Below are 19,774 nucleotides of genomic sequence, written 5' to 3'. Positions count from 1 at the left end.
TTCAGGTGTCAAGCGACTTCCTGGTACCCGATACCGGCACAAACGGTCCGTCATCTCTGCGGTCGCGGCTAATCATAACCGGTATACGTTTCGTTCGGACAGTACGACATATGCCAACTGTCTCCGTCATCGCGACCGGTGGCACGATCGCGAGTACCTCGAGCGAAACCGGAACGGTCCCGACCGAGTCAGTACGGGAGTTAGTGCGGGCCTACCCGGAGAGTTTCGATCACGTCGATGTCGAACCGGAACAACTCACACAGTCCCCGAGTTCGGAACTGACGATCGACGACCTCGTGGCGCTGAGTGATCGCATTCGAGCCGTCGCCGGCGGCGTCGATGGGGTAGTCGTCCTCCACGGGACGGATACGATCGAAGAGACCGCGTACTACCTCGATCTCGTGCTTGACGTAGACGTTCCGGTCGTCCTCACTGGGGCGCAACGACCGTACGATAGCCGTAGTCCCGACGGACCGGCAAACCTTCGCGGGGCTCTCGCCACAGCGAGTCATGATCACGTGCAGACGGGAACCTACGTCTTCTTCAACGACCGTCTTCACGCGGCACGACCAGTGACGAAAGACCACAGTAGCAATCCCGATGCGTACGATTCGGGCGACTACGGGCCGGTCGCTGAACGAACACCGGATGGCCTCTGGTTCTACCGTCGGCCCGAGAGCCTGTCGGTGACGGTCCCCGTACAAGACGTCACGGCGACCGTCGAGATCGTGCCGACCTCGACGGACACCAACGGGAGACAGATCACTCATGCCGTCGATTGCGGCGTCGACGGAATCATCGTCGATACGCTCGGACTCGGAAACGTTCCTGCAGACGTCGCAGAGTCCATCGGTGACGCCGTTGCCGATGATGTTGTCGTCGTCATTACGACGAGATGCCGAGACGGAGTCGTCTCACCAGTGTACGGTTCCGAAGGAGGAGCCGCAGTTCTCGAGGAAACGGGCGTCCTGTTCGCGTCGAACCTTCCCGCTCACAAGGCTCGACTCAAACTCTTGGTAGCCCTGTCACAGCAACCGGACTGTACAATCCGAGACGTGTTTGATTCTGGCCAACTCAATGGTCATGGGTATCAGTAGCTGATTCTAGGATCGAACAGATCGATCCGCGATAAGTCGTGGTATTGGGACGATTCGGAGATTGGAGAGTATCGCACGGATACATGAGAAAGTCAGCCTGCCGAACTCATCGGTGAGAACACCGCCGACATCGAGTGCATTCGCGAGGATACTTTCGACGGTTTCGCTCTCAGCATCCGACTCCATCCCGCTGAATTATCGCTTTCGATTATAGTCATAGAATCAGAGTAGTATGGTATCGTATGATCGTGGAAGACCGTTCACGACTGGATTTTCAGGCGCGGTTTACAGCCGATCGATGGCGACTCTCCGAACGTTTCGACGACTACAATACCGAACGGAAATGGTCCTGCGAGAGCTAATCGAGAACTATAACATCGAACACGCCGTTTTTCTTGTGGATGAAGCGAGATATCGGCAGTCAGCGCTCAATCGACGAGGACTCCGATTTCGATACGAAACCCGAGGAAGTGGAAACACTCCTTAAAAGATATTTAAAGAGACAGAATTCCACACACCTTCGTTTTCAAACTGCTTCAGCCACGCGAGACCATCAACTACTGAATCGTGGCTCCACGCATTCGCCGTCTGACACACTGCGACGAACGAAACCCGGTCCCGATTTCAGCGATCAACGGATCGGGTTTTGCGACGATGGACTGTACTCGAGCAGAGATGCCCATACCAGTCAATAGCCGCGACGGCTTCGACGGCGTCCTAGTCAATCCAGACGTATCGCTCTCGTCGATGAAGTCTCAGCGGCCGCTGAATGCGGACAGGGAGCGCCCCGGAACTCGAACCCGGATAGCGCTCGAGGCGACGCGGTCGAGCACCGAACGCGATTAGAGCGGCCCAGAGATACCTTCTATTACCCCGGTCGTTGAAAGCGTATCGCTGCGATGGCCCAAAAATCAGCGAAAGATATCGACCCCGGTGACGCTGAACACCGCGAAGTCGGTGAGGGACTATTAGAGGAAGAAATGGCACCGAGTTCGTCGATGGCACACCTCTACCGTGGCGAGATCCACCGAATGAAATTTTGGCGTGAACGGCTCGACCGGACGTCAAACTGGGCGGTTATCGTCATGAGCGGGGTCCTCACATGGGGCTTTTCAGGCCGCAATCGACCACATTACATCCTCTTATTGGGAGTAGCGGCATTGGCTGCGTTCTTGATCATGGAGGCACAGCGGTATCGCGGCTACGATCTCTGGCGCGGACGCGTTCGGATACTCCAGAAAAACGTCTTTGCGTACGGCTTAGATCCGTCCGCGGGGCTCGAGGAACCGTCATGGCGGGAGACGTTGAGCCAAGACTACCGCACACCCGTTATCAAGATCACGAGAGAGGAAGCGATTGCGCATCGCCTCCGCCGGATCTACTTACTGCTCTTCACGATTATGTTGAGTGCGTGGGCGATCCGAATCACCGCATTCGTAACGACGCCGTGGCCGACCAGTGCCTCCATCGGAGCGATACCCGGCCTCCTCGTGACTGGTATCATCGTCGCACTGTATCTCGTTGCAGTCTTCATCGCCGTGCGACCACGAACGTGGCGGGCTGAGGACGAACTACACTCACGAGATATCGGAAAGCATCGATAACGAATCCTGGAGAGCGAGAGGGCAACGGAGAGACGGCACTCGCACGCTCGAGACGTTTCGAAGCAGTCGATCATCTCGCTTCGCACGGTATGACGGCGAAGAAGACTGCAAACCCACCATTGTCGATTGTGTGTCTCACTGGCGTACGGTAGGAGACAGCATCGACGAGACCGACGGCGGCCTCGCGATCGAACTCGATGTTGGGTGGGCGGCTGTAGCAGGCCACGACCCCGTTGCACTGCTTGAGCGACTCGGGGGCTGTTTTACCTCGTCCACATCAAAGACGTGACTGACGGCCGCCCAGTGGGCTGCGTCCGCCGGTCAGAACGAGAACAAGCCCGAAGGTGAGCGCGATCAGTCGTCGCCTGCGAGGGACTCGGATTCGTCGCCGGCCAAGTCTTCGGGCGATGTCGGCTCCACAGCAGGATCCGCTCCGAGCGGCTCTACATCAACGTTTGTCACCTTGTACTCCGGAATCTTGCTCTGCGGGTCGAACTCTTCTTTTGTCAGAATATTGACGGCACCGTGGACGAAGTGCATCGGAATGAAGAGTACGTCTGGACCCGACGTTTCCTCGACGTTCGCCTTCACGATTATTTCACCCTGATCCGACTCGACGCGGACGTACTCGTCGTCCTCGATGCCGAGTCGGTCGGCCGCGTCCGGATGGATAGTGACGAAGCTCTCGGGAACCTGCTTCATCGACGCGATCCCTCGGCGCGTCATCGACCCCGTATGCCAGTGGTAGAGTACTCGCCCGGTGGTGAGCGTGAACGGATACTCCTCGGACGGCACCGGATGCAGATCGTCGGACAGGTCAGTCGGCACGAACCGTGCGAGCCCGTCATCGAAGTTGAACTCCTCTTCGTAGAGGTACGGCGTCCCGGGATGGGTCTCGTCCCAGCACGGCCACTGGAGTCCGTCTTCCTTCTCCTCAAGGCGTTCGTAGGTGACGCCGCCGTAGATGGGCGTGAGGTCGTTAATCTCGTCCATCACGTCGGCGGGGCTCTCGTACTCCCAGTCGAATCCCATCCGACCGACGAGGTCCCGGAGGATGGCGGCGTCCGTGCGGGCCTCGCCCGGAGACTCGACGGCCGGCCGGACGAGCTGGATCCGCCGCTCGGTGTTCGTGACGGTGCCATACTTCTCAGCCATGGACGCCGCCGGTAACACCACGTCGGCGTGTTTTGCCGTCTCGGTCATGAACAGCTCCTGAACGACGAGGAAGTCGAGCGCCGACAGCGCCTCTTCGGCGTGCTGAATGTCGGGTTCGGACAGGGCGGGATTCTCACCGATGATGTACATCCCGTGCAGGTCAGTGTTCTCAGAGGAGTACCCCTCGTCGGCGGCGGGATCGTCGGTACCGCGTTCCTCCTCGCCGTCGTCGGGATCATCGCCACCGTACGCGTCGGTCCCTGACTTGCCGACAACGGTTTTTTCAACGCCCGGGACGGCGCTGAACATCTCGGTGATCCGCAGGCCGACCTGATCCGGCGGCCGGACTCCCCACGAGTCCTCGAACTTGTCCAACACGTCGTCGTCGGTGATGGACTGGTACCCCGGGAGGTTGTTCGGGATCGGTCCCATATCGCCACCGCCGCCCTGGACGTTGTTCTGTCCCCGGAACGGTGAGAGTCCGGATCGGGGTTTCCCGATGTGCCCACAAAGCAGCGCCAGATTGGCGATGGCGAGCGCATTTCGCGTGCCGTGTGCGTGCTGGGTCAGCCCCATCGCCCACCCGTAGACGCAGGTGTCCGACGTCGCGATTGTCTCGGCCGCGTTCGTGAGATCCGATGCCGAGACGTCCGCCACTTCTTCGACCTGCTCGGGGGTGTACGGCTCGACGACCTCTTTCAGGTCGTCGAAGTGTCTGGTACGTTCCTCGACGAACTCCTCGTCGTAGAGGTCCTCCTCGATGATATGGTGCATCATCCCGTTGAGCCAGGCGATATCCGTCCCGGGCTTGGTCCGGTTATACTGGTCCGCGTGGTCCGCGATCGTCATCTTCCGCGGATCGAACACGACGAGGTCGGCACCGTCTCGGACGTTCTGGACGATCCGTGTCGCCAGCACCGGATGGCTCTCGGTCGTGTTCGACCCGGTGATGAGATAGCAGTCGGTCTCGCCGATGTCCTCGTTAATACGGTTGGTCATCGCACCGAAGCCGACCGTTTGCTTCAGTGCGGCGACTGTCGAGGAGTGACAGAGCCGCGTACAGTTGTCAACGTGTGGCGTCTCTAACACCTGTCGAGCGAACTTCTGAGCGAGAAAGTTTTCCTCGTTGGTCGCCTTCGAAGAGGACGTCACGGCCAGTGAGTCCGCGCCGTACTCGTTACGAATGTCGGTCAGACGCTCGACGATGCGGTCCAGTGCCTCGTCCCACGAGGCCTCACGGAACTCTCCGTCTTCCTTAATGAGCGGTGTCGTCAGCCGCCCGTCGGAGTTGACGTAGTCGTAGCCGAACTTTCCTTTCACGCAGGTCGAAAAGTCGTTGGCCGGCGTCTGATCCGGATCAGCGGGACGGACGCCAAGGACCTCCTCACCCCTGCCGTATAGCTCGAATCGGCAGCCGACACCGCAGTAGGTACAGGTCGTATCTGCCACCCTGAGGTTCCGCTTTCGAGCGCCGCTGACGACCTGTGCGGCGTCGAAAAGCTGTCCGATCGTCAGCGATTTTTCGGCAACCGATTCCGCGGCGTGCTCGACCGTCTCGACTGCTTTTTCGGTCGCTCGACGGGGTGTCGCCGACGCTCGCTGTTTCGCCTTCGCCATGAATCGCGCGACGCCATCTAGCGCCTCGGCGTCCGGCGAGGTCCCGTCATCAGGCAGGGTCTCGTCGTCCGGCTGATCCTCGAGCGCACCCCCGCCGAACGCCGGCACCTCGCGGTTCGGCGCTTCGGCTGTATCAGCCGTCTCGACGGGTCTCCCCTCCTGTGCCTCGCCAATAGAGACCTTCTGCGTGAACCCCGGTAGCGGAATGGTAGTCGCGTCGACGAGCCCGTCTTCGACGAGCGAACCGGTCGGACAGACGGTGGCGCAGTGTCCACAGGAGATGCAAGTCGAATCCTCCATCGTGTCAGCCTCGGGCTTCTGGAAGTCGATATGGATGTCATCGCCCTTACCGGACATCCGGAGGACGCCCGCGTTCTGCACGTCGTTACAGGCTTCGACGCAGCGATTACAGAGGATGCACTTGTTGCGGTCGATCTGGATGACCGACGTGTCGTCGATAGGAGTGTACGCGTCGCGGTCATCGAACACACCGTATCGAGGCTCGTTCACGCCGTGGTCGATCGAGGTATCCTGTAGCTCGCAGCGACCGTTCTGACCGCAGGTCGTGCATCGCAGGTTGTGGTTCCCGAGAACGAGGTCGAGGTTGACGTCCCGTGCTTCCTCCGCATCGGTTGCATCGGTGGCGACATCGAGACCGTCCTCGGCCGGGAAGCTACACGCCGGAACGACGCCGTATTCGTCCGTCTCGACCATGCACGTGCGACAGGTGCTGCGCGGTCCGATACTGTCCGCTTGTTCAGTATCTCGATCGTAGTAACACAGCGCCGGCACATCGGACTCGGTGTCGACCGTCTCGAGGGCGTCGATGAGCGTCGATCCCGGCGAGACCGCAACGGGCTCACCGTCGACCGTCACAGTCGTCATCTCGTCGCTCTCGACGCCGACATCGGGATCGTTCGCCGTCCCCGTGCGGAAGTCCTCGGTCAGCGGTGTCGACGATTGCGGGTCCTCAAGGTCGGGGACGCCGGGTAGATGCTCAACGGGGCTGTGCTCGGTCGGTCCGGGATCGTCCGCGCTCATGACTGGGACACCTCACAGGCACCGCTCGGGCAGCGGCCGGCCGCGTGGGCCTCGAGTTCGGTCTCGAACCGGTCGAGGGCCGTCTCGACGTTCCGGGCCGCCGACTCGCCGAAGTCACAGAGACTCGAGGTTCCCATCACGCGTGTAAGTTCGCGTATCATGTCGTCCTCGTAGTTTCCGTCGTAGATCTCCCGGAGGAGGCCGAGGAGCTGTTTCGACCCCTCGCGGCCGGGGAAACAGCGACCGCAGTTCTCCTCGCTGGCGAACCGGACGCGTTCACCGGTCGTCGCAAGTACACAGCGACCTCGCCCGAGCAGTTCGACGACACCCTCGGTACCGAGGTCGGCGTTCTGCAGCGCCAGCGCGTTTACCGTGTGATCGAGGGACCGAGTGAAGCCGCCAAACTGACCGCCGATGCACGCCATCTTGAACCCGTCCGTCGCGTCGACGGCGTTGCGGACGGCAGCCAGTGAGCTCCCGGTCGGCAACTCGACGGTCGTCGGCGTCTCCACGTCGCCGGTAACGGTGACGAGTCGCGTTCCGGGGTCGGCATCGGCGGCGTCGAAGGCATCGGGCTCGAGGAGCGCGGCACGAATCTGTGCGAGCGTCCGGGGCGTCTGAACGATCGTCGGGCGACCGTACAGACCGTGCCGAGCGGGGCCAGGCGGGCGCAAGCGCGCTTCCAGCCGGTCGTTGCCTTCCAGGGCCTCGAGTGCCATGGTGAACTCCCCGGCGATGTACTCGTCCGGTCCGGCGACGACCTGCGGAGTGTCCGCGTCGCCGGTGCTCGTTCCCTCGGCGAGCGCATCGGTGACGGCGGCCGCCGCACGGCGAGCCCGATGACGTGTGAGGTCGTCTCCATCGTTCGTGTACACGACGGTATCGCTGGGATCCGCGCCGACGATTTCGGCGACGGCGAGCGCCCCGTCGAGCACTGCCGCCGGTGACCCTCCGAGCAGTGTCCGGTCGGTCTCGTTTCGCCGGTCGCTCTCGTTGGCGTTTACCACCACGACCGGATCGCCCGACAGCTCGCGGACGACGGCCATATCCTCGGCGATGGAGGCGTCCTGACTCGCATCGCCCCGGCCACGTCCGAGGAGTCCGATCTCGGCGAGTCGCTCGAGTGCCGCTTCCGGGTCATCGCGCGCATGCTGTGCGGCGTCCGCGGATGCGGTTCCATCGGCTTCGATATCGGTCCACCCGCATCTTCCCAGCACGCGCCGCGTCCCGACCGCGAGCGGCCCATCGGACGGTATCGGCAATCGCTCGGTGTCGGCGTCGTGTTCGACGACCCACATGGCGTCATCCGCTCCGATGGTACCCGCTTCCGAACGCTCGACGAGCGTCCGCATTCGCTCGGAGGAGGGCCGCGGATGGTACGCCGTCCGCCCATCGTTCGTGACGAGAACGAGCGGCTCGAGCGCGCGAACGCCGGTCGACCCGACCTCGAGCACGTCGACCGTTTCGGCAGCGGTACGGGCCGTTTGAAGCACTGTTCGTCCTCGTTTTGGGTGAGAGCGATTCTCGTCAGCGTCAGTATCGTTCACCTCTCGGGCGACGCTCGGCAGTTCACCGTGACCGACTGTGACACGAATGACCGGTTGGGATTCGTGAGGGTCGTTTGCGTAGCTCACTACCGTCGTGTTCACCAAGACCGTACGAAAAGATAGGACTTACCGTAAACTACTCGTGACTATCATTGTATCTGATCAGATCGAATCCGTTCCGGGATTCCGTTGAGGGTTTGGTCCGCGTTGATCGCGTTCCTCGCGCCGTCGCTGCATCTGGCGGTACCATCGCGAGAGGGGTGCCGTCCGACGCCACGCCCAGAAGGCGGCCCCGCCGACCGCTGCGAAGAGGGCGATCGCGACGATGAGTCTCAAGACACCGGTCGATTCCGCGTTTCGTTCGACCATACGCGGTGTACCACGCGAAGGTGGGTAGTGATTTTGGCGAGCGCCAGGAAGTACCAAGACGAGCAGTCGTCTTTGTGACGCTCGAATGTTCCCTATTTTCGGGATCATCTCGTCCTGCGTCAGATCCAGCTGTGTCCACGGTTACTCACCGAGATGACGGTCCGCTACGGGACCCGTTGCCGTTCCGCCAGATGAGAAGCGTGTAAGCAGTGATGAGTACGGTACTGAGACCGACCGTTCCGACTCCACGAGCGATCGTGAGCTCGCTGAGTGGTTCGGGGTCGGGTTGTACGACAATGATGTGGGTGAGCACGCCAGTTCCGACGGAGATGGCAAGAATCGCGGTCCATAACCACATGATTGCGTAGCCAAGTTCGGAGAGGTGAGTCGTGTGCCACGCGTGGATGAGGAGGAAAACGCCACACCCGATTGGCACGACAGCAAGTGGCGCGGTCGGATCATCCAGTAGGAGACCTCCTCCAAGATACATTGCTGTGAGATAGACGAGAGCGATGAGTAGAGCGCGTACAGAGTAGTTGGGGATCACCGCTCCGTCGACCTGCCCAGATTACGACGGTTTCGCTTGCCGATAATTCGTCTCGCTGGTTTTGGTTCCGCTGTACAGGCGATAGGCGATGTCCCCAAATACGAACGGGATACGTGGCTCAGGTGGGCTATGAGGATGTCTATCGAGGGCATAGATCCACTTCCTGTCTATTCTAATAGTCTCTTTTCGTTATATTAAATGGTCGGGTTCAGATACGCTGGTTCCACACGAAGGCGATAATTTGAAGCACTCGAGCGACGACTCGATCACCCACAGTCAGTGACTGACTGTCTCATCCGGGACAGGAACCAGCCCTGTGTGGATCTCGAGGTCGACACATCGAAGATGCTTCCAGCCGCCAGCTGGCTGGCTGGCGCTGCTCGATATCTAGACAGGTACATGTCACTGACTCACCGTTGACTCGTAGGTATTTCCGCTCTCGCTGACGACTCTGTAGACAGCGTCCACCGTGGCAAAGCGGACGTCCATCTCCTCGCTCAGTGAACGGCGTGTTCGCGACTCGTCGATCGCGATAGTAGGCCCGCTATGGCTGTCACAGAACTCGAGACAAGAGTGATGAGTCGCTCTCGTTTTCGTGGGGTAGCGGAGAACGTACTCGTTATAGTAACAACTGAAACGATTTACACGCCGATCGCACAGCCGTCGTGCGATCGGGTGTGCATTGACTTTCAGTGGCTACTATAGTCCACACTATTCCAACTCGACGATGGAGGTAGCAGTGCTGAGAGAGCAATAAGGGGGCACAACGTCAGAACCCACCACCAGTGATGAGTGTAAGAAAGTCTTGGATGGACAGGATCGCGAGGACAACCGCGAGTAGCACAAGCAGTGCGTTGACGCCGTTTAGCAGTCTAGAATTGGTGTACTCGCCCATCGTCTCGCGGTCATTAACCGCCCAGAACAGCAGGATGGCTGCGACTGGCAGTGCGAAGATGCCGTTATACATCGGAAACAGGATCACCATGTCGACAACCGACAGATCCAGCCACCAGCTCACCAGTGGCGAGAACACGCCGAGCCCGGTCAGCCCCGCGAATAGGACGTTGAACAGTCGATCTCCCTTATAAACAGAGTAACCCGCAGCCTGCGGAATGATGTAGGCTGGTGTCCACATGATCGGGATGATGCTGTTGAACGCCGCGGCGATCACGCCGCCGACGAACAGCACCATCGCCCACGTTCCGAGTACGTCAACCAGCGCCTCGCCTGGCGTGATGAACGACTCGAGTTCGGTGTAGCCCATCGGGCGCAGTAGTGCCGCTGCGGCGACCAGGATCGCGATTGTTGTGATCCCGCCAACAGCGTAGCCGATCGCTAGGTCTGTCCGAACCTCTGGGAGGTCGCTCTCGTCGGTCCAGCCCTTGGTATGGACGAGAATTGATTCGAGGAAGAAGTTCGGCCACAGTGCGGTCGTGCCGAGCAGTCCCGCTGCCATTGCCAGTGCACCCAGTGTGTCCGTGTCCGGTACGAACCCGGTCGCAACACTGCTCGGATCGGCCCCGCTCGGTAGGGCGACGATCACGAAGACCACCATCAACGAGAGCATCATCGCGATCATCATGTTCTCGACGGTGTCGTAGCGCAACAGGCCGACACCGATCGCAACGAACGTCGTGAGTACGGCAATGGGCTGCCAGGCGACGGCACCCCCGAGCAGGAAGGAGAGGCCAGCGCCGACCGCGGCGACCAACCCAAGCGTCCAAGCGACGCAGCCAATCGACAGGAAGAGTGCGATCGTTGTCGCCAGTGGTCGGCCCAGTTTTTCGCGGGTGAACACCATTAGCGATGTTCCATGGATACCCAGCCGAGCGCTCATGTCTTGGGCAACAAATCCGAGTAACGCCGCACCCATGGCGGCCCAGAGCAGTGTGTATCCGTGCATGACGCCAGCTTGGCTGGCAATGAACACCGATCCAGAGCCAAAGTAACTGGCAACCATCACGAACGCTAGTCCGTACTTCTGTGTGAATCCGGTCAGGTCCGCAAACGGAGTGAAGTTCTTCGTACTCATACGACGCTACTGGTTTTCCGACGATCGACACGCAACAGCAATTGAAATCCGATACAAGCCCGCGTCCGTCCTCGAGACTGCGTTTTATTCAATATTTCCGTATATATCATAATATTTACTCTTCCGAATATTACGACCGATTCGGTTGCCTCAACAGACATTTTTGGCGCTACTTAGCGCATCTGCTGACGAGGCGTTAGAAGCTATACCTTACTGCACACTGTTCTACCACGGTACTACCCGAATATCGACTAAAACGGGATTGGAATATATCACTAGTAATGATAGAAGAGGGATAAGTCTTGTTACATAGTGATTGGTTTTCATATTGATACGGTATACCAACTAACGGCCGGAGCCGTTGACCGTGTTGACGACAGTATCGAGATTCGGGTACAGTTGTCCATGAGTGATCTCGTTACTAGCTGAACTCGGCTAGGTCGATCCGTCATGTATAGACCCATGTAGAATTTAGACCATCAATTGATTCCAATTCCCATCGTGCATGAGGAAACCACCTGCCTGACTTCAGATCCTCAATTGAAATCACCGTAAAGCGGATAGAAGATAGAGAGGTGGTCAAGCATCTCTTCACGGCCCCTCTTCATCACTGCCCCCGAGATCTTCAATAGCTGCCGATTGTTTAGACCGATCAAGGAGTTCGACGGTGCCACGGGTACCGTCAACCCGAATGTGGTCGCCCGTCTCGATGCGTTGTGTCGCTTCGGCTACCGACACCACGCCTGGAAGTCCGTATTCACGTGCAACGAGCGCACCGTGACTCAGCCGACCCCCCACCTCGACGACGATGCCTGCTGCGTTCAGGAACAGCGGCGTCCAACCGGGATCGGACGACGGAGCGATGAGTATCTCGTCTTTCTCGATCGTCTCTTCTGCGGGATCGTGCACGACTCGTGCCGGTCCTTCGACGATACCACCTGACACGCCAGTTCCGACGAGTGCGTCGTCCGGGACATCTTCACGCTCGATGTCCGCGCTCGGCGCTTCACCTTCGCTCGTCAACACTGGTGGTGCATCCATCGTGGCGTGACGCTCGAATTCGGCACGTCGGGCCGCGATATCGACGTCAATCGAATCGCCATCCAGCGCGGCGAACAATTCGTCCTTTCGGAGAAACCAGACATCTTCGGAACTGTTCAACTGCTCGTCGGCGACGAGCTGCTCACCAGCCTCCTGAAATATCTCATGCCACGTCGCGAATACGTGGGCGATTCCCTGTTTTGGGTACTCCCGTGTCTGGATGTAGGCGCGATAGGTCCTGATGAGTCGGTGAACGAGACGCTTTCGAATCGCGCCCAACAATCCGTGACTAGCCCGCTGTTCGAGCCGCTTGGCTGCGTCCAGTGCCTCACGTTCCATCTTTCTTACATGTTCGCGGTGTTCGCCGGATTCACCGTGGTCAAGGTTTGTACGAACTGTCTCGACCAGCACCGAGGGATCTTCACGCCACCGCGGACGGCTGATATCGATTTCACCGGTCGCGCGATGACCGAATTCGTCGAGGTACTCCTCGAATGCATTCACGAATTCCTCCCCTCCCTTGAGGGATTGGATCTCCTCCAGTGTGGCGTTCTGTCGAAGGGCATCAGCTGCTTCGGGGTGGGAACGAGCCACGTCTGCGAGATCACCCAGTCCGAGATTGATTTGTGTCACCAGTTCATCCGGAAAGCCTCTCCCGATGGCGTCGATCTCTTCTTGGGTATTCGAACACAACCGTTCGAGCCAACTTCCTGCGGCGAACGCAGCAACCAACGGACCGACGGATGGGAGTCGAATGGCGTCGTCCAATTGAGTGAAGACGGCGCGCGAGCGCTCTTTGGGGGTATCAGGGGCACGTACTTGTTCAGCAATATTTTGCCCCCAGTCCACCCATTTGGCTTTCTCGTGCTCAGGTGGGGCTGGCGCTCCAATATAGGACCCAACGAAGCCATCTAGCAGAGCGGAGACAAGTGGATATCCCGTCCTCACGCCCGTCCACGCTGTAGCGGCGAGTTGGGGCACTGCTGTGACAGTTTCACCGACTGATCGCTTTTCACTGAACTCCTCGCCACGTCGTCTCAAAATATCCTTGACACCGGCACTCGCTGGTTCACTGGTCGCTGCCAGCTGGTCCGGAAGCTGGTCCCGGAAAGCACCAATTCGTAACTGTGAGGTCATGTCGATATACACGCGCCCGCCTGCCTCGGCAGCCCACTGTGTATCGGCCCCGAACCCGAATTCCACGTACATCGTTTGAATGAACGTCATCCAGAGATCGCGCACAAGCGGCGGCATGGGCTCGGCAAACGCCTGGATGTGTCCCATGCTGACGTAGACATGCAGTCGGTCATCGGATGGTTCGGGCGACGGGACAGGGAACAACGACGTTATCGGCCGTGCTTGAACGACATAGATTTCGTCGTCGGTGATACTCCATTCGATGTCCTGTGGATGGTCGAATATCGCTTCGATTTCCTCACCCAGGTCCACGAGGTTCCGTACTTGATCATCTGAGAGTACGCGGGTCGTCCGTTCTGCGGGTATGACGTCGATCGTCTCGGTGCCCCCTCAGGGAGCGTGCGTATTGCGCGTTGCTGGTCACCAGTTTTATAGTCGAGAATTTTCTTGGTTCGCGTATCGACTCGGACGGTGTCGGCGGCCATCTCTCCGGAGACGAACGCCTCACCGAGACCGAAACCTCCCTCTATAACTGAGATGTGGCGGTTACCGGTCATCGGATCGGCTGTAAAGAGAATACCAGAGGTGTCCGAGGATACCATTCGTTGCACAACGACCGCCAGTGCGACCTCTTCGTGTGGAATCTCATTTCTCGCTCGATACGCGATTGCACGGTCAGTGAAGAGGCTCGCCATGCACGTACGGACCCGATCGACGATTGCATCCACACCGTGAACGTTGAGGAACGTCTCCTGTTGGCCCGCAAACGACGCCTCGGGGAGGTCTTCGACCGTGGCGCTCGAACGAATCGCATACGCCTGCTCTGGATCGCTCGCGTTCTCGTTGAGAGCAGTCTCGATCGCGTCTCGGACTTCTTCAGGGACGTCACACTCCTCGATCCGAGTACGGAGGGCAGCACCCGCGTCGGCGATCGCCACCGTGTCCGCCGGATCGAGCGCTACGAGCTCGTCGATCGCGTCCTGGATGGCTGGATCGTCGATCAGTGTCTCATACGCAGCAGTCGTCACGCAGAATCCTGCAGGCACCGGCAGGCCAGCTTCAACCAACCGTGCCAGATTCGCGCCCTTGCCACCGACGAGCGCGCAGTCGGTTGCACCAGCGTCGTCGAACCCGACGATGTACGTGTCTTTCTGTATATCTTCACTCTCATTCATGAGGGTCCACCGTGTGCTGTGATTCGTCGGTTCCGTCTGTTATCCCAGCCGCGACGGCGGAGATGAGCGTCTCCCGGACAGCGGGGTATCGCTCTCGGCCAACCTGCTCCTTCGAGAATTCGAGGCGAGTGACCAGCCGAAGCGCATGGGCAATCGTCTCGGGATCGGGGCCGGTAACTTCACCCTCGTCATACCACTGTTCGATATACGGCAGGAAGAATTCGACTGACCGCTCGTGGCCCTCGCTAAGTTCATCGTCAGAGTATTGCTCAAGCAGTTGATCGACGTCATCTTCGAGAAAAACCTGCCGGAGAAATGGATTGGAGTTGAGTTCATCCATCGACTCTTCGAGATACGCTTTAATCGCCTTTTCTGGGTCGTCGTACGCTTCGAAGGAATTGCTCAGCAAGCGAGGAATGTACTCTTCTAGGAATTGTTTAATAACATCTATATAGAGTTCTTCTTTCGAATCGTAGAACTGGTAGAACGTGCCTTTGCCGATTCCTGCCGACTCGGTGAGTTCCGAGATTGCGGTCTTGTCGATACCATAGCGACCGAAGAACTCGCGTCCGGCGTCACGGAGCGACTCGCGGACTCGCTCGCGCTTCGCATCAGTGAAGGTCGGCATGGCTAGTCTGATGAATTGGTAGGTGGTGATTCGTTGGTACGCGCCCCCCTCTGTGTCGCAGACGTCGCTCGGGCAAACTGCCAGTATTGCACGTTGGTTTAGGTCCCATGCGTCCATCTATGCTATATGACTATTATTCTGTTTCGGTCAGATAAGTCAGATAGTCTCGTCGACAGCACTCCCGAACAGTCCCGCTGTTTCGCCGTTGAATCCGACGGAACAGGCAGCGATCTGAACGGATTCATCTCGGCTATTACGACCATCGCGCAATCGCAGTGCGAGCGTTGTGAGGCCTACGCGGACGTCGAAGCGTTGGTCTGTCAGCTACCGATTACCATCTCACGTTTGCTGCACACGATTCGTTAGCGCCGTATTCAGGGCCGTATCCGATGACGACACATGTCCGAGCGTCTCTGCTCAAGGATATCAATGGCTGGGACGAAACCGCCCTCCACGACTACCTGCGAGCGTATCCCTCGCTCCGTCGGAGTCTTGGGTTCGGGACGCTTCCGGCGCAGTCGACGTTCTGGCGGGCGTGGAACCACCGCTTCAGCGATGAACTGCGCGACGCCGTACAGAACTGTGTCGACGTGATCGTGAAGACTGCGCGTGCCTGCGATGTCTCCCTCCCAGACCGAATCGGCACCAGCGAAGCGGACGAAACAAGGGCTAATGACTGTCCGAAACACCAGCTCGTCGTCCAGAAGACCGACGAGGTGTGGCAGTAGGCCAAACCGTTCGTCTGCGATGCGTTCGCGCTCGACCGTGGGCGGAATTGGCAGATCCACGAGAACGCCTTCTGGGAGCAACACGCCTACATGGGGATGCGTGAGGACATGTACGCCGCGAGCGGCCCAGCCTCGTTCTTCCTCGATACAACTCGCGAGAGAGTGCCGTCGGAATCGACTCATCGCTACCAGCTCGGAAAGCTCTCCGTTGCAGAGATTCGCTCGATGCTCCGCACCACGACACGGATGCTGATCGCCCGCGCTCGCCAGCACGGTGAGCTCACCGGGAAACTGTGGGCGGCCATCGACGTGACGAAGGGCTTCCCGTTCACCGGCGACATAGAGGACCACGAAGCCGACATTCTCGGGTACAAAGACGGCAACCAGTACTACCAGTGGGCGATGCTCAAGATCGTCGGGCTGGACGTGCCGCTCGTGCTCGACGCCATTCCACGCGAGCGCGGCCAGTCGAAGGACGAGATCGTCGAGCAGCTGCTGACGCACGCGACTGAGATGGTCGATCTCGACCTCGTGATGATGGACCGGGAGTTCGACAGCGAGGGCGTCAAAGCGACCTGTGAGAAGTACGGCGTTCACTACCAGAATCCGACACGCATCTTCGAACGCAGCGACGAAGCCGACACCATCGAATGGATGTACTGCGAGGGCAAGCGCTTCCACGTCACCGAAGAAGAGATGGACGACGACACGCCCATGCGCAAGCAGCTGTATCTGCCGAAGCGATCAAATCCGGATAACGAGGATGAGGACGACAGCCTCTCGGAGGTGTGAAAGGAGATGTGTGGCGAGTGGGTGTTCGAGGATATGGTGAGTGAACCGAGCGATGGACTGTCGTTCTCGCGGTTACTCGCGGATATCCGCCGCGATGAGGAAGTCGAAGCCCGCAAGCGGAAAGCGCAGGAGGGAGATGTGAATACCTCCGAGACGGTGGTGTTCGAGACAAACCACCCCTACGTGACCGCCCGTGACACCGATGACGAACGGATGAATGCGAAACGTTCATCCACATGATCGAGCGGATGATCCATCGATACCGTCACAGGTGGGGCATCGAGAACGGCTTCAAAAAGCAAAAGCACTTCATGGTCCGGACGACCTCGACCGAGCGCGACTACCGCTTTTTCAATTTCGCGTGCGTGCTGTACAACGTCTGGCGGCTGGTCGATCTCCTGGTGAAACTCGCTATCGACGGTGAGAACAGGACCTACAAGCCGCTGGTGGATGCGAACCAGTTTCTGACCGTGGCCAAGCAGTGGTACGGTCTCGATCCGTCTGACTAACACCAGATCCTCCCGTGTTCGCCCAGCTCATGAGCGGCGGTACTATGTTGGATCACTTTGTTTCATGTCATGGTTGGACGATTGCGAAATAACGAGCTGATTTTGATAGACGTCGGTTTTCGCCGTTGAGAAAATGGCTGGAAAGAACGTCCAGGTTGTGCATTGCAGAGCTACCTGCCCGACATCAGGTTACTAGAATACTGCTCGAGCAAATTGAAGCGAATAATCCACATCCGACGGTCCGTCAGTGGGTCAAAAATGTGTATTTTGTCGGCACATTGTAGTTACGCGATTCTGGCCCAAAAATCGTTTTAACGGCTATTACGCCATTAGTGCTGATCTCAGTAATTGTTACTCCTCATGAGGGGCGTGTTGAAGCAGCTGAATTTCCGCCGCTTGTGGAACAGAGACTCTTTGTGTGAGATTTTGCATGGTGATTTACACCCGATATCGAAACATCACCGACATCATGTCTTGTGGGTTTCCGTATCTCGACAATGCCATGCCGTCTTTTCTACCACATACTGGAATCGAATATAGACGAGAGCCAACGGTGCCGGTATCTCATCGATTCGAAGCAGAGATCGATCTCACGACTGGCACACGCAATACTCGAGTATATCGATTAGCGTACTACCAGTCCCGTCACTCAGATTCTGAGAGTGACTCGCCAACGTACTGGTCTTCCCACTCCCGTCGAGCCTCGAGTTCACGGCGGCCACGAGCGGTGATCGTGTAATAATTCGTTCGGCGGTCGAGTTCGCCTTTCTCGACGAGGCCTTTGTCGACGATTTCATCGAGGTTCGGATAGAGCCGCCCGTGATGGATCTCTTTCTCGTAGTAGTCCTCGAGTTCCTCTTTGATTGCGAGTCCGTGCGGTTCCTCCTGCCCAGCAATCGTGTACAGCAGATCACGCTGGAAACCAGTGAGATCGTACATATCGGAATGTATCCTTATCAGCAGATAAGCTTCTCGGAAAGAGTTTAGTAAATATACATACCGCGTATGTAATGGGACATTCCCTATTGACGGGACTCTCAGTGCATAACCGTTTTCGCACAATAACTACAGACGACAGGTTCGAATTGTATTCAGCATGGCTCTATAGAGGCAATCTGCAGCTTTTCGGGCGGGTCAAAAAAGTAGCCCCATCGAGGGAATACTCGCCAGAGAGATTGGCTGTTGGCGAGATGGTGACTGGACACTCAATCACGAGGTGTCGCCCCGAGCGAGTAATCGATCGACCATCGATCGACCGGAGCCGCTTTCGTCGTTGTCTGCGCTCTCGGCCATCATTGCGATCTTTTCCTCGTTCACTTCCTCGAGCAGTTCGATTGCATCAAGACACCACGCGTACAGTCCGAGCTTGAGCTGGCGTCGGACCGCCTCCTCAGAACGCGGTGAATAGACGTTGACGCGGCCACCTTCGGGAAGTACGCGCGATGTCTTCGCGACGACGCCGAGATCGACGAGGTGATTCAGGTGGCGATTGACGACGCTTTGATCGCGATCGATTGTCTCAGTGAGTTCTCCGATGGTTGTTTCACCGGCAGCCATCACCTGTCGACAGACCTCGAGTTCGGTCGGCGAGATATCGAATACGTCGTGCATGATCTCCTCGACATCCGGTAATTCAGTAGGGACTGTCGTTTCGATGGTATCCATCGGTCCGTCGCAACATCTCGCTTCTCCGTCGCTCAGTCGAAGTTCGCCACAGGTCGAACACTCATAGATGGCCAGTTCACTGTCAGGTGATGACATGGCAGTCAGTACGAGACCGTTGGAGAAAATAGGCACTATCTAGTTACTCGATCCCGACGTATAGCAGTGTTTCAGAGCCTGCTACAGCATTACCGGTGAAATCTGAGATTGTCACTGCTTATGAGAAATTTGCTGAAGCAGCCGAATTGTCGCTGCTCGTGGAACAGAGTCCCCTATATCAGATCCAATATGATGATTTTACAGCCGATACCGTCACTTCATCACCTTCCCGTATTGCGGTTTCTCTTATCTAGACAGTGCCAGAAGTTTCGAGTAGTGTTACAACCAGCGGATTCGGGAACCGACATTACCGTCTTAACTAACAAAACTATGGATTGGCGTTCCGTGTTGGTTAACACGAGAACAACCGATATCCTACGAGCCACTGACCCCACCGGTAAACCTCCCAACAGAGGTAGTTAACACGCTCAACGAGTCCACTCCAGAGCGCCTCCGGGACGTTACCACGTACGCCGAGGAGCTAGCCGAATACAAAGAGCGCGAGGCTCGCCTCGAGGAAGAGTCGGACGAGAACGAAATCAAAGAGCGACCCGACGATCTTCCGAACGATGTCCCAACGAAGGCAACGATCACGATCAAGGGAATCAACGATAATCACTACTACTACTGGCAATGGCAGGAAGGTAGTCAAATTAAATAAAATATAAAAGACCTGCAAATCCGGATGAGTAGAAGAGATACCCTTGAATTAGATATTGGTAGATACAAGATGAGACTTCTAAAATACTCAACCCGCTCACCCCACTACTTCCGCTGTTAGCGATTGAACAACTGCATCACCCTCCTCCTATAGAGGGTGATTTGTATTCGGTATTGAACAGCCTGTGGATGTGGTTTTTGCCGATCTATCTTAAGTCTATTCTATGTTACTAGAGATATAGGTTAGGAATGGAGTGATCAAAGTTGGTATTCAGATAGACTGTCTCACAACCTAACAGCGGAAATAGTGGGGTGGGTGTGGCAATCTTTCCAC

General features: G+C 57.8%; 12 protein-coding genes and 3 pseudogenes. 6 read left to right on the top strand and 9 right to left on the bottom strand.

Annotation, left to right across the window (positions count from 1 at the left end; genetic code table 11):
• The first annotated feature begins 110 nt into the window (after window positions 1-110).
• From K6I40_RS00900 to K6I40_RS00885, 4 genes are all read left to right on the top strand, one after another.
• On the top strand, window positions 111-1,097 hold the full coding sequence (locus K6I40_RS00900) for an asparaginase (protein ID WP_222913182.1): 987 nt from the start codon (window positions 111-113) through the stop codon (window positions 1,095-1,097).
• Between the two features lie 675 nt (window positions 1,098-1,772).
• Window positions 1,773-1,943, top strand: coding sequence for a hypothetical protein (locus K6I40_RS00895; protein WP_222913181.1), 171 nt, complete (start codon window positions 1,773-1,775; stop codon window positions 1,941-1,943).
• A 53-nt stretch (window positions 1,944-1,996) separates the two neighbouring features.
• On the top strand, window positions 1,997-2,701 hold the full coding sequence (locus tag K6I40_RS00890) for a DUF2270 domain-containing protein (RefSeq protein WP_222913178.1): 705 nt from the start codon (window positions 1,997-1,999) through the stop codon (window positions 2,699-2,701).
• Window positions 2,702-2,831: 130 nt separating this feature from the next.
• Complete coding sequence (locus K6I40_RS00885; protein ID WP_255681403.1) at window positions 2,832-2,990, top strand: hypothetical protein; 159 nt, start codon at window positions 2,832-2,834, stop codon at window positions 2,988-2,990.
• Window positions 2,991-3,055: 65 nt separating this feature from the next.
• Here K6I40_RS00885 and K6I40_RS00880 read toward each other — a convergent pair whose 3' ends face one another.
• The 7 genes and pseudogenes from K6I40_RS00880 to K6I40_RS00855 all read right to left on the bottom strand — a co-directional run bounded on the left by K6I40_RS00880 (window position 3,056) and on the right by K6I40_RS00855 (window position 14,990).
• A complete protein-coding gene (locus tag K6I40_RS00880) occupies window positions 3,056-6,514 on the bottom strand; it encodes a molybdopterin-dependent oxidoreductase (RefSeq protein WP_222913175.1) in 3,459 nt (1,152 codons plus the stop codon).
• Entirely contained in the window at window positions 6,511-8,007 is a 1,497-nt protein-coding gene (locus tag K6I40_RS00875) for an NADH-ubiquinone oxidoreductase-F iron-sulfur binding region domain-containing protein (RefSeq protein ID WP_255681402.1), read from the bottom strand. Before K6I40_RS00875 ends, K6I40_RS00880 begins: the two co-directional genes overlap by 4 nt.
• A 216-nt stretch (window positions 8,008-8,223) precedes the next feature.
• On the bottom strand, window positions 8,224-8,430 hold the full coding sequence (locus tag K6I40_RS00870) for a hypothetical protein (RefSeq protein WP_222913173.1): 207 nt from the start codon (window positions 8,428-8,430) through the stop codon (window positions 8,224-8,226).
• A 1,316-nt stretch (window positions 8,431-9,746) separates the two neighbouring features.
• Window positions 9,747-11,009, bottom strand: coding sequence for an Nramp family divalent metal transporter (locus tag K6I40_RS00865; protein ID WP_222913171.1), 1,263 nt, complete (start codon window positions 11,007-11,009; stop codon window positions 9,747-9,749).
• 591 nt (window positions 11,010-11,600) lie between these two features.
• A complete protein-coding gene (locus K6I40_RS27575) occupies window positions 11,601-12,050 on the bottom strand; it encodes a PEP-utilizing enzyme (RefSeq protein WP_255681436.1) in 450 nt (149 codons plus the stop codon).
• Window positions 12,051-13,451: 1,401 nt separating this feature from the next.
• Window positions 13,452-14,362, bottom strand: a pseudogene (locus tag K6I40_RS27570) (PEP/pyruvate-binding domain-containing protein); the annotation flags it as partial.
• A complete protein-coding gene (locus K6I40_RS00855; RefSeq protein WP_222913169.1) occupies window positions 14,355-14,990 on the bottom strand; it encodes a TetR/AcrR family transcriptional regulator in 636 nt (211 codons plus the stop codon). The gene K6I40_RS00855 and the pseudogene K6I40_RS27570, both read right to left, overlap by 8 nt.
• Window positions 14,991-15,116: 126 nt before the next feature.
• Between K6I40_RS00855 and K6I40_RS00850 the strand changes: the two are divergent.
• Window positions 15,117-17,019, top strand: a pseudogene (locus K6I40_RS00850) (transposase).
• 645 nt (window positions 17,020-17,664) lie between these two features.
• Here the strand turns inward: K6I40_RS00850 and K6I40_RS00845 are convergent.
• Window positions 17,665-17,958 (bottom strand): PadR family transcriptional regulator, encoded by a 294-nt coding sequence (locus K6I40_RS00845; RefSeq protein ID WP_222913167.1) that lies wholly within the window; start codon window positions 17,956-17,958, stop codon window positions 17,665-17,667.
• A 270-nt stretch (window positions 17,959-18,228) separates the two neighbouring features.
• Complete coding sequence (locus tag K6I40_RS00840) at window positions 18,229-18,780, bottom strand: helix-turn-helix domain-containing protein (protein WP_222913166.1); 552 nt, start codon at window positions 18,778-18,780, stop codon at window positions 18,229-18,231.
• 370 nt (window positions 18,781-19,150) lie between these two features.
• On the opposite strand from K6I40_RS00840, the pseudogene K6I40_RS27565 reads away from it, so the two are divergent.
• A pseudogene (locus K6I40_RS27565) lies at window positions 19,151-19,473 on the top strand (hypothetical protein).
• Window positions 19,474-19,774 lie beyond the last annotated feature (301 nt).

The sequence above is a fragment of the Natrinema sp. SYSU A 869 genome (assembly GCF_019879105.1).
Lineage (GTDB): Archaea > Halobacteriota > Halobacteria > Halobacteriales > Natrialbaceae > Natrinema.
The sequence above is the reverse complement of the archived record's forward strand: the minus strand, read 5'-3'. Positions and strand labels throughout refer to the sequence as shown.